The following is a 15,501-nucleotide window of genomic DNA, read 5'->3' as shown; positions in this document are numbered from 1 at the left end:
CGTCAGGCCAGGCGCACCGGCAGCTCGTACAGGTCGTTCTGGGTGACGATCGGCTTGTTGCGCAGTTCGGACGCGGGGACGGCCAGCTCCAGGTCCGGGAACCTCTCGTACAGCGCGGGCAGTGCCACCCCCGCCTCCAGCCGGGAGAGCGCCGCGCCCGGGCAGACGTGCGGGCCGTGGCCGAACGCGATGTGGCGGTTGGGGGAGCGGGTGATGTCGAAGTCAGCGGCCGTCGGTCCGTGCTGTCCCTCGTCGCGGCCGAGCGCACCGAAGGAGACGATCAGCGCCTCGCCCTTCGGCAGGATCCGGTCGCCCACCTCGACGTCCTCGGTGGCGAACCGGAACAGGACGTGGGACGTGGGCGTGGACCAGCGCAGCGTCTCCTCGATCACGTTCTCCCACGGCACCTCGCCCTTCAGCACCCGCGCGCGCTGCTCGGGGTGGGTCTGGAGCGCGACGACCGCGTTGACGATCAGGCTGATCGTGGTCTCGTGACCGGCCGCGATGATCAGTTGGAGGGTGTTGACGATCTCCTCGCCGGTGAGCTGGTCGCCGTCCTCGGACGCGGCGATCAGGGCGCTGGTGAGGTCGTCGCCGGGGTTCTCCCGCTTGCCGTCGACGATCTTCGTGAAGAGCGCGCCGAGGTCCGCCATCATCTGCGGGACCTCCTCGGGCGGGGTCTGCGTCGAGAAGAACTTCTCGAACAGCCCCTTCAGCCGCGGGTGGTCGGCGCTGTCGACGCCCATGAGCTCGCTGATCACGTTCATCGGCAGCGGGTAGGCGAACTCCGCCTTCAGGTCGACCGGCCCGTCCTCGGCCAGGGCGGCCAGCCGGTCCAGGCTCGCCGCGGTCAGTGCCTCAATGCCGGGGCGCAGCCGTTCCACCCGCTTGACGGTCAGGGCCTGGGCGACCAGGGTGCGCAGCCGGCGGTGGTCCGCGCCGTCGACGGTGAGCATGGAGCGGCCCGGGTTGGCGAGGCCGATCAGCGGCCAGTCCAGGGGTATCTCGCCGCGCTGCCAGGCGTTCCAGACATTGATGTCCTTCACGAGGCGGCCGTCGGTGAGCAGTTCCCGGGCCTCGGCGTGGTGGGTGACGGCGAAGCAGGGCACCCCGCCCGGCAGTTCCACATCGGCGAGCGGACCGGCGGCCCGCAGCCGGGCGGACTCGCCGTCGAGGTCGGTGACGAAGGGGTCGAGCACGATCCGGGTCATCTCGCGCCTCCGATGGCGGCTTCAGTGGCTGATCCTGGGGCTGATCCGGTGGTTGATGCGGTGAAGGGGCCGATGGCGGCCGCCAGGGCGGTGCCGGTCGGGGAACCGATGGCGGGCGTGGGCGTGAACGTCACGGGCAGGGCGGTGAGGCCGCGCAGCCAGGGGGACGGACGGCGGGTGAGCTGTTCGGCCGGGACGGCGAGGTCGATGTCGGGGAGCCGGTCCAGCAGCACCTCGATGCCGGTGCGGGCGATGACCTCGGCGGTCTCCTGGGCCGGGAACGGGCAGCGGTGCTCGCCGTGGCCGAAGGAGAGGAACGCGTTGTTGCCACCGGTCAGCGCGGAGCCGTCGGTGCGTACCTGCGGGTCGTAGTTGGCGGCGGCGATGCCCAGCAGCAGCATGTCGCCGGCCTGGATGTGGCGTCCGCCGAGGTGGGTGTCGCGCGAGGCCCAGCGGCCCGCTACGTTCTGGGTCGGGGTGTCCTCCCAGAGCACCTCGTTCATGGCCTCGGCGACGCTGTGCCGGCCGCCCGAGAGGGAGGCGGCGAAGCGGTCGTCGGTGAGCATCAGCCGCAGCGAGTTGCCGATCCAGTCGGCGGTGGGCTGGTGTCCCGCGGCCATCATCACCATGAGGTCCTGGGCGACCTCCTCGTCGGTGAAGCCGCCCGGGTCGGCCAGCATCCGGGTCGCTACGTCGTCGCCGGGCGCGGCGTGCTTGTCCGCCAGCAGCTGGAACATGGACGTGGCGAGGTGCTGCTGCCCGGCCAGGGCCCGTTCCCGGCCGTCGATCATGTCGTTGAGCGAGCCGACGAGCGCGGCGCCGATGGTGTCGGCGAAGCCGTAGATCTTCGCCAGGACGAGCGCCGGGAGCAGCATCGCGTAGTCGGCGATGATGTCGGTGCCGCCGGTGGAGCAGAACCGGTCGACGAGGCCGTCGGCGAACTCCTCCGCGTACCGCTTCAGCGAGAACGGGTCGACCCCCTCCAGCGCGTCGCTGATCATCGCGGCGCGCTGGGTGTGGCGGGGGCCGACGGTGTAGAGGATCGACGGCTGCTTGCGGCCGATCATCGGCAGCAGCGGCCAGTCGTCGGGGATGCGGTCCCACTGGTTCCACAGGTCGGAGTCGCGGCTGAACAGCACCGGGTCGCCGGTGACCTGGTGCAGTTCGCGGTAGCCGAGCACCAGCCAGGCGGGGACGTCCCCGTCGAGGACGACGGGCGCCACCGACCCGTGGTCGCGGCGCATCTCCCGGTACAGCCGGGTCGGTTCGGTCTGGAACCGGGGGCCGGACAGCGGTACGCGGCCCTGGGAGAAGGGGCAGCCGGAGGACGGCGCCGGGGGCTGGGTCACGACGTGGGCTCCGGGGTCATCTCCGGCGCGCCCGCCGGAGGGAGGGCGGACGGGTCGGCGGAGGACTCGGCGGCGAGGCGGCGCCGCGACAGCGTGTGCAGGTGTTCGACCAGCGTGATCAGTACGTACTTGCTGGACGAACGGTCGCGGGCGTCGCACTCCACCAGGGGCACGTCGTCGGAGAGGGCGAGTGCCTCCCGTATCTGCTGCTCGGTGTGGAGCGGTCCGCCGAAGTCGTTGCAGGCGACGATGAACGGCGCGCCGTGGTGCTCCAGGCGGTCGATCGCGTACCAGGAGTCGGCGAGCCGGCGGGTGTCGACGAGGACGACGGCGCCGAGCGTGCCCGAGAACAGCCTGTCCCACAGGAACCAGAAGCGTTCCTGACCGGGGGCGCCGAAGAGGTACAGCACGGAGCGTTCGTCCAGGGTGATCCGGCCGAAGTCGAAGGCCACGGTGGTGGCCGTCTTCGAGTGGACGCCGTCGAGGTGGTCGACGGCCTCGCCCGCGCTGGTCATGGTCTCTTCCGTGTTCAGCGGACGGATCTCGCTGACGGAGCGGACCATGGTGGTCTTGCCCACCCCGAAGCCGCCGACGATGGCGATCTTCAGTCCGTTGTCGGCGGTCGCCCGCAGGGCGGCACGGTCAGAGGTTGCGGAGTCCAACGAGCACCTGTTCCAGGATGTCGGGGTCGGGGAGCCGGTCCGCGACCCGGGCGGTACGTGGGTGGCGGGCGCTGATCCGGCCGGTGGCCAGCAGATCGGACAGCAGGATGCGGACGATGCTGACGGGCAGTCCGAGGACCGCAGCGATCTCGACGACGGCGGTGGGCAGGGCGCACATCCGCAGGATCGTGGCGTGCTCCGACTGCATGCCGGGGGTCGGTTCGCACTCGGAGACCACCAGGGTCACCAGGTCGAACATGTCCGAGTCGGACCGGCTGCGGCCCCCGGTGAGGGTGTACAGCCGGTCGGGTGCGTCGTCCCGGCCGGGGCGGGGGCGGCTCATACGGTCGCGGTCGCGTCGACGGAGGTGGATCCCGTCGCTCCGGGAGTCCCGGTGGCGGAGCCCGTGTTGGCGACGGAGGAGCGTGGCGGGGCGCTGAGATGCTCGCCGAGCTGTTCGACGAGTTCGCTCATGTTGTGCCCGACGAGGCCGACGTCCGCCTGGTCGGAGGCGATGACCGCGAGGTGGGCGCCCGCCCCGGCCTCGACGATGAACAACACACCGCCGTAGAACTCGGTCATCGCGGACCGTACACCGCCGGTGCCGTCGCCGAACTCGACGGACGCGCCCTGCGAGAGGCTCTGGATGCCGGCCGAGATCGCGGCCAGCTGGTCGGCCTGGTCGACGGTCAGCTCGGGGGTACGGCACAGCTTGAGGCCGTCCCTGGACAGGACGAGGGCGTGGCGGGCGCCGGGGGTGCGCTCCAGGAGCCCCTCCAGCAGCCAGTTGAGCTTCTCGTCGGTGGTCGCGGTCATCGGGTGTTGCCTTCTTCCGGGTGCGGGGTGTTGGGCCGGACAGCCTGGCGGAAGCTGCTGAAGCGGGCTGCCTGTTCCTTGGGGTCGGCGGCACGGGGCCGGGTGGTCTCGCCGGTGGCGTCGGTGCCTCCGGCGTCGTCGGCGCGGCTGCGGGCCTCGGCGATGCGGGCCTCGGCGGCGGCGAGGGTACGGCCGCGGGGGCGCCGGGGGAGCCCGCTCTCGCCGAACCGGGGGAGGCCGCCGGTGGTATCGGACGCGGCGGAGGCCGCGGGCGTGGCGGGCGCCGGGGCGGCGGCCGGGCCAGGGGCGACGGCGGGGGCCGCGGGCGCGGGGGCCGCCGTCGTCCGCGGGCGGGGGAAGTCGTCGGGGCCGGCCGGGGCGGCCGGGGCGTGCGTGGGCTCCGGTTCGGCGGCCGGGGCCGGGGCCGGGGCCGGGGCCGGTGCGGGGGCGACGGTCCGGGCCGGGGCCTGGACGGGGGCCTGGGACGCGACGGGGGCGGCGGCCGGGGCGGCGATCCGGGTGAGGATCTCCTGCGGGAGCATCATCAGCGCGCCCGTGCCGCCGCGCGCGGACGGCCGGAACGAAACGGTCAGACCGTGCTTGCGGGCCAGCCGGCCCACGACGGCGAGGCCGAGCCGGGTGCCGGAGAGCCCCGTCAGGTCCTGGTCGGTGGCGGACACCGCGCGCTCGGCGCGGCGCAGCTGCACATCGCTCATGACCAGGCCGCTGTCCTCGACGGTCACGACGATGCCGGCCGGAACCTCCTCGACGTACACATGGACCTCGGCCGTGGGCGGCGAGAAGTTGGCGGCGTTGTCGATGAGTTCGGCGAGCGCGTGCATGACGCCCTCGGCGGCGTGACCGGAGACCGCGACATCGCTCGTCGAGTGGAGGCGTACCCGCTGGTATCCGCTGATCCGGCCCATGGCGCCGCGCAGGATGGACTCCATCACGATCGGCTTGGCCCAGCGCCGTCCGGAACGGGCGCCGGTCAGCACGGCGATGGAGTCGGCGAGGCGGCCCGCCTGGGCGGTGCGGTGGTCCAGGTGGAGCAGGTCGCCGAGCACGTCCTCGGCGGAGTGCCGGTGCTCCATCTCGCGCAGGTCGGCGAGCATGCTGGTGGCCAGGGCCTGCATCCGGCCCGCGGCGTTGGCGCAGGCGGCGATCGCGGCGGAACGCTCGCTCTCGCTGCGGGACGCGCGGGCGGCGAGCCGTTCCACCTCGGCAGCCAGCCGTCCGGCCTCGGCGGTGGCCTGCGCGGCGATCCGCGCGCACTCGGCGTCGGCGGCGGCCCTGATCCGGGCGGTCTCGGCCGTGAACCGCTGGCCCTCGGCGGCCGAGGCGGACACCAGCCTGCTGATCTCGCCGGTGAACCGCTGGGTCTCCGACGCGAGACGCGCCCGCAGCCGGTTCGCGCCGGCACGGGCGTGGACCGTGGCGGCCACGGCGGTGGACAGCAGTACGGCGGCGGCACCCGCGCCCCAGGCCAGGGGAGTCCGCACCGAGTCGGGGGCGGCGACGACCGCCCACAGGCACAGGGAACCGGTGACGGCCAGTGATATCAGCAGGGCCAGTGCGGTCGGCCGGGATGAGGCGCTCAAGTGGAGTCCTTGGGGCGGACGGGGGCGGGCGGGCCGGGCGGTCCGACGGAACGATCGGGCCGGCGGACCGGTCGGGCGGAGTGTTTGGGGCGAACAGGGCTTATCGGGACGGTTCGGGGCGGCTTCGGGGCAGGCGACAACTGGAGTTGACTATTCCCAGATAAGTCGTGGTCACTATATGAGAATTGACGCTCTCTTTGGGAAGGCCTTGTGGCCTTCTCTGTTTACGTATGGGGCGACGTGTCCGGCTGTGCGTCGGAGGCGCGACAGACTGTGAATCCGCTGCGTTCGGGGGCGTTCGGGCGTGTTTCCAGCGCGTTCAGGAGCATTTCAGGCATATTTCGTCTCCTTCCGGCTCGCTCTGGCCCGTTCCTGCTCGTTCTGGCTTGTTATGGCTTGTTTCGGCTTGCTCCGGCTTGTTTCGGCTTGTTCCGTCGCGTTGAGGCATTCGCGGGAAACGTGCGCGGTCCGGGCGCGCGGGCGCCCCGCCGACGGCATCCTGGGCCGATGGCCGCACACCAGGAACCGACGGGACGCGACGCACGACCGACAGGGAACGACGCCGACCCGGCGGATCGCGAAACGAAGCGCACGGATCACGACGCACGACCGACGGGACGCGAAGCGAAGCCGGTGGGTCACGGCCTGCGACCGGCGGAACGCGACGCGCTCGCCCGGGCCCTGCGCGCCGCGGTCCGCGGAGAGGTCGACTTCACCCCCACCGCGCGGGCGCTGACGACGATGGACGCCTCCAACCACCGCCGCGTACCGCTCGGTGTCGTCGCCCCGCGCGACGCCGACGACGTGACCGCCGCGCTGGCCGTCTGCCGCGAGCACCGGGTGCCCGTGGTGCCGCGCGGCGGCGGGACGTCCATCGCCGGACAGGCCACCGGCACCGGGGTCGTGCTCGACCTCACCCGCCACATGCGGCGGATCGTCGCGCTGGACCCCGGTTCCCGTACGGCGGTCGTCCAGCCGGGCGTGGTCCTGGACGAGCTGCGCGCGGCGGCCGCCCCGTACGGCCTGACCTTCGGCCCCGACCCGTCCACGCACGGCCGCTGCACGCTCGGCGGCATGATCGGCAACAATGCCTGCGGGGCGCACTCGGTCGCCTGGGGCACCACCGCCGACAACGTGGACACCCTGACCGCGGCCCGCTACGGCGGCTCCACCCTCCGGGCGGGCCGCGGCCGGGACGCCGAACTCCCCGACGGGCTCCGTGCCTTCATCGACACCAACCTGGCGCTCCTGCGCACCGGATTCCCCGAACTCCCGCGCCGGATCTCCGGCTACGCCCTGGACGCGCTGCTGCCCGAACGCGACACCGACCTCGCCCGCGCGTTCTGCGGCAGCGAGGGCACGCTCGGCGTGGTGACGGAGGCGACCGTACGACTCGTCGAGGCACCGGCGGCCCGCGCGCTCGCCGTCCTCGGCTACGCCGACGAGTCCGCGGCCGCCGAGGCCGCCCCCGGCCTCCTCCCGTACGGGCCGCTGACCGTGGAGGGCATGGCCGCCGATCTCGTACGGGGGGCCGCCGACCTCGTGCGGACGTCGGCCGGGCTCCCGCGCGGCGGCGCCTGGCTTTTCGTCGAGACCGGCGGCGCCACCCCGGCCGAGGCCCGCGCCCACGCCGAACGGATCCTGCGGTCCGCCGACCCGCTGGACGGCATGGTGGTCACCGACCCGGCCGGGCAACGGGCCCTGTGGCGCGTCCGCGAGGACGCCGCCGGCACCGCCACCCGCATGCCCGACGGCACCGAGGCATGGCCCGGCTGGGAGGACTGCGCCGTGCCGCCCGCCCGGCTCGGCCCGTACCTGCGCGCGTTCCGCGCCCTGCTCGCCGAGCACGGACTGCGCGGCGCCCCGTACGGCCACTTCGGCGAGGGCTGCGTCCACGTGCGGATCGACTTCGACCTGCTGACCCCCGAGGGTGTGGCCCGATACCGCCGCTTCTCCACCGACCTCGCCGACCTGGTCGTCGCGCACGGCGGCTCGCTGAGCGGCGAACACGGCGACGGCATGGCCCGCGCCGAACTCCTCCCGCGCATGTACGGGGACCAACTGGTCGACCTCTTCACCCGGTTCAAGGACATCTGGGACCCGGACGGCGGCATGAACCCGGGCATTCTCGCCCGCCCCGCCCGGCTCGACGAGAACCTCCGCTTCGACGTGCTGCCGCGACGCCCGGTGGACGTCGCGTTCGGCTACCCGCACGACGGCGGCGACTTCACGGCGGCGGTACGCCGGTGCGTGGGCGTCGCCAAGTGCCGTACGGCCGTGCCCGCGGGCACGGCCGTGATGTGCCCGTCGTTCCGGGTGACCGGCGAGGAGGCCCACTCCACCCGGGGCCGGGCCCGGCTGCTGCACGAGATGCTCGCGGGCGAGGTGATCACGGACGGCTGGCGGTCGACGGAAGTGCGCGACGCGCTCGACCTCTGCCTCGCCTGCAAGGGCTGCCGCACCGACTGCCCGGTGGGCGTCGACATGGCCACGTACAAGGCGGAGTTCCTGCACCACCACTACCGGGGTCGCCCGCGCCCGGCCGCGCACTACGCGATGGGCCGGCTGCCGCAGTGGCTGCGCCTGGCGGCCCCGTTCGCGGGCGCGCTGAACGCCCTGGCCCGGGTGCGTCCGCTGGCCGCCCTGGCCAAGCGGGTCGCCGGGATCGCTCCGGAGCGCGACATCCCGGTGCCGGCACGCGAGACGTTCAGCCGGTGGCTGCGGCGACGCCCGGGCAGGGGGACGGTGATCCTCTCCAGCGACCGGGTGGCCCTCCTGTGGCCGGACACGTTCACCGAACACTTCGCGCCCGAGGTGGGCCGGGCGGCCGTCCGCGTCCTGGAGTCGGCGGGGCGCACCGCGTTGACGCCCGGTCGCGGGCTGTGCTGCGGCCTCACCTATGTCTCCACCGGCCAGCTCGACCGGGCGCGTGCGGTGATGCGCCGGACGCTGGACCGGGTCACCCCGGTCCTGGGCGACCCGATCGTGGTCCTCGAACCGAGCTGCGCCGCCACCCTCCGCACCGACCTGCCCGAACTCCTCCCCGACGACCCGCGGGCCACCGAACTGGCTTCGTCCGTGAGGACGTTGGCCCAGTACCTGGAGGAGTGCGCCCCGCACTGGCAGCCACCCCGCCTGGACCGCCCGGTCGCCGGTCAGACCCACTGCCACCAGCACGCGGTCCTGGGCGACGAGGCGGACCACCGCCTGCGCGAACGGGCCGGGCTGATCGGCGAGTTGAGCGGCGGCTGCTGCGGTCTCGCGGGGAACTTCGGCTTCGAGCGAGGCCACTGGGAGGTGTCGGTGGCGTGCGCGGAGGAGCAACTGCTCCCCTCGGTACGGGAGGCCGGGCCCGGCACGGTGATCCTGGCGGACGGCTTCTCCTGCCGCACGCAACTGGCGCACCTGGGCGGCGGGGTACGGGCACGCCACATGGCGGAGGTGCTGGCGGAGGGGCTGGGGCCGGAACCGGGTGCTTCCTGAAGGCCCGTCGGGTGACCCCTGAGCCCGAGCCCCGAGCCCCGAGCTTCGAGCCCCGAGCTTCGAGCCTCGGGGTGGGGCTGTTCACTCTTTCGTGGGCACGGAGAGAGGGGCGGACCCGGGACTTGAGCTTCGGGCTCCGAGAGCCGGGACGCGAGCTTCGAGGTTCGAGCGATGTTGTTCAACCGGTTGGTTGGAAAGGGAGGTTGGTAAAACCTCCCCGCCCTCCCCAACCCGTAACGGCCAGCAAGTATGACCAATCGTGACCAACTTGCGGCGCGAAGTCGCTCGTGCCCTGCGCACGCCCGCACCCCCGCGCCCCCACTCGCACCCTCACCCGAACGCCAGGACCGGTTACGGCAAGCGATCCGTTCCGGAACAACGCCCGCCCCACGCGGACGACTTCGCGCTGCTGCCCGAACGCGAGCGGCACATCGCGGGTTACGTCGACGCGCTGCCCGAGGGCGGGGCGATGGACATCAAGTCGCTGGCCAGGACCCTGCCGGCGTACGGACAGATGGCCGTCGGCAGCGCGTTACGGGTGCTGAGCGTGGCCGGTCACCTGCGCCACGTCCGGTGCGAGAACGTCGACGACAACGGCCGGGTCCGCTGGGTCACCCGCACCTACTGGTCGAGGACCGCCCACGACAACGAGTGGTGGAACATCTACCTCGCGGCGGAGGAACGCCGCTGCGCATCAGGAGCGGCCACCGCACCCGCCGTACCGGAGCAGCCGCCTGCCCCGTCGGTACCGCAACAGCGCACCGCAGAGCCACAACCGGATTCGCAGCCGGGGTCAGGGGCGCCCATGGACCGGCAGCCCTCGCCCGCCTTCCTCGCCCTGGCCCGTCTCGGCCGTACCGACGCCCGCCTGGCCCTCTCGTCAGCGGACTGCGCGGCACTGGAACAGCTGGCGGCCGAGTGGTTCGCACGTGGTGTGGACGCCGACTACCTGACACACGCCCTGACCGCCGCGCTTCCCACGTCCGTCGGCTCGCCCTTCGGCCTCGTCCGCCGCCGCCTCCACGACAAACTCCCGCCCCGCCTGCCCACCACCACCGGCCCGGCAGCGCCGGGAACTCCCGCGCGCCGTCTGATGGTCGAGTGCACCGAATGCGGCGTCCCCGGAAGGCCCGAAGCGTTCCGCGACGGCCTGTGCACCCCCTGCCGCCAACCCGACCCCGACCCGGCTGCCTGACGACCCGATCCACCGGGAACGTCCTGCTTCGCGGGCCGTTCCCGAAAGCCATGCCCAACCCCCGTAAACCACCCCCGCCGGGGTTGACGAAACAGATAGGGACACCCCCCTTGCGGCCTGGCACCTCCTTTGAACGCACCCTGCCGACTTCGATCGCACCCTGCTGACCCTTCGGACCGGCCGTCGGAGCAATATGCTGGTTCCGTGTGGCGCGTCCGCCCGGCCCTCGGCCGACCTCACTCGGCGGAGACGACAACGGGCGAGCACGGGCTTCGAGCTGCCGGGTCCGGAGCGGAGAGGTGCTCGGCAACTGGTCGCTCTCCCGTGCCGCGGTCTCGTCGAGAGGGGATGAGCCTCGATGATTCGTCCCTCCGCCACCCCCGGCGATAGGCCCGACGACCTCGGCGGCGTCTTCACCGCTACGGCCACGGTCGATGATCGCGGCATCGTGACGGGGTGGAGCGAGGATGCTCGGCTTCTGCTCGGTTACGGGTCCGACGAGGTCGTGGGGCGACCTGCGGCGGGGCTGCTGGCGGAGGACGTCAGCGGTGCGGTTCAGCGGTGCGGAGCCGACGGGCCCGGCCGGAACGCAGACGGCTCCGGCTGGAACGGAAGGGTGACACTGCGGCACCACGACGGTGGCCGCGTCGAGGTGGGACTGCTCGCGCACCGCGGAATGACGGACGGCGGGGCTGTCGAGTGGTTCGTGGTCTGCGCCCCGGCGCGCGAGGCGTGCACCCTCGGGGAGCACGTGCTGTTGGAGCGGGCGTTCGCCCAGTCCCCGTACATTCTGGCGATCTACGACACCGACTTGCGGTCGGTGCGTGCGAACGCGGAGATGGAGCGTGCGGTCGCCATGACGGACGACGAGATGCGCGGGCTGCGCCTGTCGGAGATCGTTCCGCACCCGGACGCGGAGAAGAACGAGAGGGCCATGCGCCGTGTGCTGGAGACCGGCCGACGGGTCTATCTGGAAAACTATCTGCGCGTACCAGGAGAGAGCCGTGAGCACGCCTGGTCGATCTGCGTCGCCCCGGTGGTGGACAGTTCCCATCGGATGAACGGGGTGTGTTTCACCGCGCATGACATGACCAAGCGGTACTGGGCCCGGCAGCGGCTGCTGTTGATCAATGAGGCCGGCACCCGCATCGGCAGGACCCTGGACGTGGCCCGCACCGCCCAGGAGCTGGCCGACGTGGCCGTTCCCCGGCTCGCGGACTGCGCGACGGTCGACCTGCTCTCGTTCCTCCACGGCGGCGAGGAGCCGCGCCCGGGCCCGCTGACCGGCCCTGTCAGCATGCGCCGCACCGCCGTGCAGTGCGCCGGGGCCGTCGAAGCCCCGGCACGGAGGGAGTACATGGTCACCTACCCGGATTTCTCACCTCCGGTCCAGTGCCTTTCCACGGGCCGTCCCTCCGCGTACGACACGACCGACCCGCTCATGGCCCGGTGGGCCGCCCATGACCCCGCGTGGGCGGCGATGATGCGCGAACAGGGGGTGCACTCGGTGATGGTCGCGCCGATTCGTGCCCGCGGCATCACGCTCGGTGTGGCATTCTTCAGCCGCCACCAGCACCCGGAGCCCTTCGAGCAGGACGACATACTGCTGGCCGAGGAGATCACGACGAGGGCGGCCGTCTGTATCGACAACGCGCGCCGTTTCACCCGGGAGCGCACGACCTCCGTCACTCTGCAACGCAGCCTGCTGCCGCGCGAGCTCCCCGAGCACGTGGCTGTCGATGTCGCCTTCCGTTACCTGCCTGCCGGGGGCTCGGTCGGAGTGGGCGGAGATTGGTTCGACGTGATCCCGCTCTCCGGTGCCCGGGTGGCCCTGGTCGTCGGAGACGTCGTGGGCCACGGTCTCCATGCGTCCGTGACCATGGGCCGGCTGCGTACCGCGGTGCGGACCCTGGCCGACATCGATCTGCCGCCCGACGAACTGCTCACCCACCTCGACGACCTCGTCGTCCGGCTGGGCTCGGACGACGAAGCCGAAACCGTCGGGGATGTCGGCGCCACCTGCATGTACGCGGTCTACGATCCGGTCTCGCGCCGGTGCACCCTGTCCGCCGCCGGCCACCCCATGCCCGTCGTCGTACCGCCGGGCGGCACAGCGGAACTCCTTGAGATGCCCATCGGCCCGCCACTGGGCCTGGGCAGCCTGCCGTTCGAGACCGCCGAGGTCGAACTGCCCGAAGGCAGCCTCCTCGCCTTCTACACCGACGGCCTCGTCGAGTCCCGCAACCACGACATCGACGAACGGATCGACACCCTGCGTGCGGCCGTCTCCCGGACGGCTCCTTCGCTGGACGAGGTCTGCGACACCGTGCTCGACGCGCTGCTGCCGCCCCAGTCCGACGACGACATCGCCCTGCTCCTCGCCCGTACCCGTGCCCTGGGACCGGGCCAGGTCGCCGGCTGGGACATCCCCGCCGAGCCCTCCGCCGTCGCCTCGGCCCGGCAGCACGCCGCGGACCAGCTGGCCGCCTGGGGACTGGACGAGGCCGTCTTCACCACCGAGCTGGTGGTCAGCGAACTCGTCACCAACGCCATCCGCTACGGAAGCCCTCCCATCCAGCTGAGGCTGCTGTTCCACGACCACACCCTCATCTGCGAAGTCTCCGACACCAGCAGCACCGCCCCCCACATGCGCCGTGCCCGCGTCCTCGACGAGAACGGCCGCGGCCTCCTCCTGGTCGCCCAACTCACCGGACACTGGGGTACTCGCCCCACCCCGCACGGCAAGACCATCTGGGCCGAACAGAACGTCCGAGCAATGGCCGCAGGGCCGTCGGTCTGATCACCGGTCTCCCGGCGGACGGTCGGTCGGGCCAGGCCGTACTCATCGGTGAGGGCGTTCTCGGTCATCGGACACGGGGGTCGCGGCGGCGGGCATCCCCGCGCACGATCTCGTGGGCGAGGGCGAGGAGGTCCGGCAGCGAGGGGTGGCCGGGGGCGTCGCGCCGGGCGAGGAGGACGGGGAGGGCCGGGGCGTCGACGAGCGGACGGTAGGCGACGCCGGAGTGCGGGTGCATCTCGGCGGTGGAGGCGGCGGAGACCCCGACGCCCCGTCCCGCCGCGATGGCGGTCAGCCAGTCGTCGGTGTTGGCGACGGTGAGGGTCGCGGCGGGGCGGGCGTCCGGCGGCCACAGGTCGAGACCGGTGGTGCCGGAGACGGGGTTGAGGACGACGGTGCCGTCCGCGAGATCGGCGAGGCGGAGCACGGCGCGGGCGGCGAGCGGGCCGTCCGCCGCCACGGCGGCCACCCGGCGCTCCTCGAACAGCACCTCGGTGACGAGCCCGGGCGCCACCACCGGTCCGCGCAGCAGCGCGGCGTCGACCTCGCCCCGGGTGAGCCCGGCGGTGCGGTCGTCGATCCGCAGCAGTTCGAGCGGGGTCGACGGATACCGCTCCTGCCAGCGCCGGAGCAGCGGTGTGGTGTATGGGCCGAACGCGGACCAGGCGTGCCCGACCCGCAGCGGCCTCAGGCGCGGCCCGCCGGGGCCGAGTGCCTCGTCGAACGCGGCGACCGCGGCGACGGCCCGGTCCCGGAAGGCGACGCCCTCGGGGGTGAGGACCAGATGGTGGGTGGACCGGTCGACGAGCCGGACGCCGAGGCGCCGTTCCAGGGCGGCGAGCGTCCGTGAGACCGCGGGCTGGGTGAGGCGCAGCCGGGCGGCGGCGCGCGTGACGTTGCCCTCGTCGGCGACGGCGAGGAAGGCGCGCAGATGACGGATCTCGATGCCGCGGTCCCGCCTGCGGTCCGGAGGGGCCCCGGTGCGGGGGTCATCGCTGGGTCCAAGGCTCATGCGCGCGGAGCATAACCGGAGTCCAACCCGCATTTCACATGGCACGCGGAGGTACCTACCGTAAGAGGGAGGAACCGCTCGGTCCGGTGCAGTACGTTCGATCGGGCGGTTCAGCGGAATGCACTGATGGCGACGGACTCAAGGGCATTTGGACGCTGAGCATCCGGGCATCGACATCGGAACACCGAGCGTCCGGACGTCCAGCATCCGGACATCGAGCGTCCGGGCATCGGACTCGGACTCGGGAGGAACAGCGCAGGTGGACGTGAACGACCGGAGCGCGGCGGCAGAGGCGGCGGCGACGGAACGGGGGGCGGCCGTCGCCGTACCGGGGGCGGTGGCCATGGCCGACAGTGCACCGGGTTCCGTCCGCGCACGCGATTCCGTCGGTGCGCCGGGTTTTGGCCGAGCTCCGGGCCGGGCGGCGGCGCTCGCCCCGATCGCCCTGGTCGTCGCGGGCGGCCTCTCCGTCCAGTTCGGCGCCTCGGTGGCGGTCCTGCTGATGCCCCGGGCCGGGGCGCTCGGGGTGGTCACCCTGCGGCTGGGCGTCGCCGCGCTCGCGATGCTGATCGTCTGCCGCCCGAGGCTGCGCGGTTACTCCCGCGGCGACTGGGGCACCGTCCTGGCCTTCGGCGTGGCCATGGCCGGCATGAACACGCTCTTCTACCAGGCGGCCGACCGCATCCCGCTGGGTGCGGCCGTGACCCTGGAGGTGCTGGGCCCGCTCGCCCTCTCGGTGATCGCGTCGCGCCGCCTGGTCAACGTGGTGTGGGCGGGGCTCGCGCTGGGCGGTGTCGTGCTGCTGAGCGGCGGGGGCTTCGACCGTCTCGACCCGGTGGGCGCCGCGTACGCGCTGGGCGCCGGTGCCATGTGGGCCACGTACATCGTCTTCAGCGCCCGCACCGGCCGACGCTTCCCGCAGGCGGACGGCCTGGCCCTGTCCATGGCGGTCGCCGCCCTCCTCACCCTGCCCCTCGGCGTCCTGGAGTCCGGCTCGAAGCTTCTGGTTCCGTCCACGCTGGGACTGGGCGCGGTGGTCGCGCTGCTGAGTTCCGTGCTGCCGTACACCCTCGAACTCATGGCGCTGCGCCGCCTGCCCGCCCCCACCTTCGCGATCCTCATGAGCCTGGAACCGGCCATAGCGGCCACGGCCGGCTTCCTCGTCCTCGGCCAGGCCCTGGCCCCGACGGACGCCCTGGCCATCGCCCTCGTCATCGGCGCGAGCATGGGCGCTGTCCGAAGCCAGGCCCGGGGCGCCGGGAAGCCGCGCCTCGACCGCGCCTGACGTGCCGCCCGGCCGCGCCTGACAGCTGCCCCGTCCGTACCCGTGCCCCGGCACCCGGACGGGGCACGGGCTGAACCGGGTGCCGGGGCG

General features: G+C 72.9%; 11 protein-coding genes. 4 read left to right on the top strand and 7 right to left on the bottom strand.

The genetic code is table 11. The features are described from left to right. Positions 1 to 2 precede the first annotated feature (2 nt). The 6 genes from ACFYY6_RS03150 to ACFYY6_RS03125 are packed head-to-tail and all read right to left on the bottom strand — an operon-like array spanning position 3 to position 5,639. Positions 3 to 1,211, bottom strand: coding sequence for a cytochrome P450 (locus ACFYY6_RS03150; protein WP_351519552.1), 1,209 nt, complete (start codon positions 1,209 to 1,211; stop codon positions 3 to 5). Continuing rightward, on the bottom strand, positions 1,208 to 2,560 hold the full coding sequence (locus ACFYY6_RS03145; RefSeq protein ID WP_388650620.1) for a cytochrome P450: 1,353 nt from the start codon (positions 2,558 to 2,560) through the stop codon (positions 1,208 to 1,210). The genes ACFYY6_RS03150 and ACFYY6_RS03145 overlap by 4 nt, the downstream gene beginning before the upstream one ends. Continuing rightward, on the bottom strand, positions 2,557 to 3,222 hold the full coding sequence (locus tag ACFYY6_RS03140; protein WP_351519556.1) for an ATP/GTP-binding protein: 666 nt from the start codon (positions 3,220 to 3,222) through the stop codon (positions 2,557 to 2,559). Before ACFYY6_RS03140 ends, ACFYY6_RS03145 begins: the two co-directional genes overlap by 4 nt. After that, a complete protein-coding gene (locus ACFYY6_RS03135) occupies positions 3,203 to 3,565 on the bottom strand; it encodes a DUF742 domain-containing protein (protein WP_351519558.1) in 363 nt (120 codons plus the stop codon). The genes ACFYY6_RS03140 and ACFYY6_RS03135 overlap by 20 nt, the downstream gene beginning before the upstream one ends. Beyond that, positions 3,562 to 4,038, bottom strand: a complete 477-nt coding sequence (locus tag ACFYY6_RS03130) for a roadblock/LC7 domain-containing protein (RefSeq protein ID WP_351519560.1) — start codon at positions 4,036 to 4,038, stop codon at positions 3,562 to 3,564. The genes ACFYY6_RS03135 and ACFYY6_RS03130 overlap by 4 nt, the downstream gene beginning before the upstream one ends. Further along, positions 4,035 to 5,639 (bottom strand): sensor histidine kinase, encoded by a 1,605-nt coding sequence (locus ACFYY6_RS03125; protein WP_388650618.1) that lies wholly within the window; start codon positions 5,637 to 5,639, stop codon positions 4,035 to 4,037. Before ACFYY6_RS03125 ends, ACFYY6_RS03130 begins: the two co-directional genes overlap by 4 nt. A gap of 741 nt (positions 5,640 to 6,380) precedes the next feature. Here ACFYY6_RS03125 and ACFYY6_RS03120 point away from each other — a divergent pair. The 3 genes from ACFYY6_RS03120 to ACFYY6_RS03110 all read left to right on the top strand — a co-directional run bounded on the left by ACFYY6_RS03120 (position 6,381) and on the right by ACFYY6_RS03110 (position 13,117). Further along, complete coding sequence (locus ACFYY6_RS03120; protein WP_389191479.1) at positions 6,381 to 9,122, top strand: FAD-binding and (Fe-S)-binding domain-containing protein; 2,742 nt, start codon at positions 6,381 to 6,383, stop codon at positions 9,120 to 9,122. A gap of 259 nt (positions 9,123 to 9,381) precedes the next feature. Beyond that, positions 9,382 to 10,317 carry a MarR family transcriptional regulator gene (locus ACFYY6_RS03115; RefSeq protein ID WP_389191390.1) on the top strand — a complete coding sequence of 312 codons (936 nt, stop codon included), beginning with the start codon at positions 9,382 to 9,384 and terminating at the stop codon, positions 10,315 to 10,317. Between the two features lie 358 nt (positions 10,318 to 10,675). Further along, complete coding sequence (locus ACFYY6_RS03110) at positions 10,676 to 13,117, top strand: SpoIIE family protein phosphatase (protein ID WP_351519564.1); 2,442 nt, start codon at positions 10,676 to 10,678, stop codon at positions 13,115 to 13,117. Positions 13,118 to 13,181: 64 nt separating this feature from the next. Here the strand turns inward: ACFYY6_RS03110 and ACFYY6_RS03105 are convergent, their stop codons facing one another. Then, positions 13,182 to 14,126, bottom strand: coding sequence for a LysR family transcriptional regulator (locus ACFYY6_RS03105; protein ID WP_389191387.1), 945 nt, complete (start codon positions 14,124 to 14,126; stop codon positions 13,182 to 13,184). 265 nt (positions 14,127 to 14,391) lie between these two features. On the opposite strand from ACFYY6_RS03105, the gene ACFYY6_RS03100 reads away from it, so the two are divergent. Beyond that, positions 14,392 to 15,411: an EamA family transporter gene (locus ACFYY6_RS03100; protein ID WP_351519598.1), complete on the top strand. Its 1,020-nt coding sequence runs from the start codon at positions 14,392 to 14,394 to the stop codon at positions 15,409 to 15,411. Positions 15,412 to 15,501 lie beyond the last annotated feature (90 nt).

Origin of the sequence: Streptomyces sp. NPDC001750, assembly GCF_042892615.1 — a bacterium.
In the GTDB taxonomy this organism is placed as follows: Bacteria; Actinomycetota; Actinomycetes; order Streptomycetales; family Streptomycetaceae; genus Streptomyces.
This window is presented reverse-complemented; position numbering and strand designations above follow the sequence as displayed.

Excerpts from the sequence above, each read along its gene's own strand:
- ACFYY6_RS03150 (WP_351519552.1), bottom strand. The coding sequence starts at position 1,211 with ATGACCCGGATCGTGCTCGACCCCTTCGTCACCGACCTCGACGGCGAG.
- ACFYY6_RS03135 (WP_351519558.1), bottom strand. The coding sequence starts at position 3,565 with ATGAGCCGCCCCCGCCCCGGCCGGGACGACGCACCCGACCGGCTGTAC.
- ACFYY6_RS03130 (WP_351519560.1), bottom strand. The coding sequence starts at position 4,038 with ATGACCGCGACCACCGACGAGAAGCTCAACTGGCTGCTGGAGGGGCTC.
- ACFYY6_RS03120 (WP_389191479.1), top strand. The coding sequence starts at position 6,381 with ATGGACGCCTCCAACCACCGCCGCGTACCGCTCGGTGTCGTCGCCCCG.
- ACFYY6_RS03110 (WP_351519564.1), top strand. The coding sequence starts at position 10,676 with ATGATTCGTCCCTCCGCCACCCCCGGCGATAGGCCCGACGACCTCGGC.
- ACFYY6_RS03105 (WP_389191387.1), bottom strand. The coding sequence starts at position 14,126 with ATGAGCCTTGGACCCAGCGATGACCCCCGCACCGGGGCCCCTCCGGAC.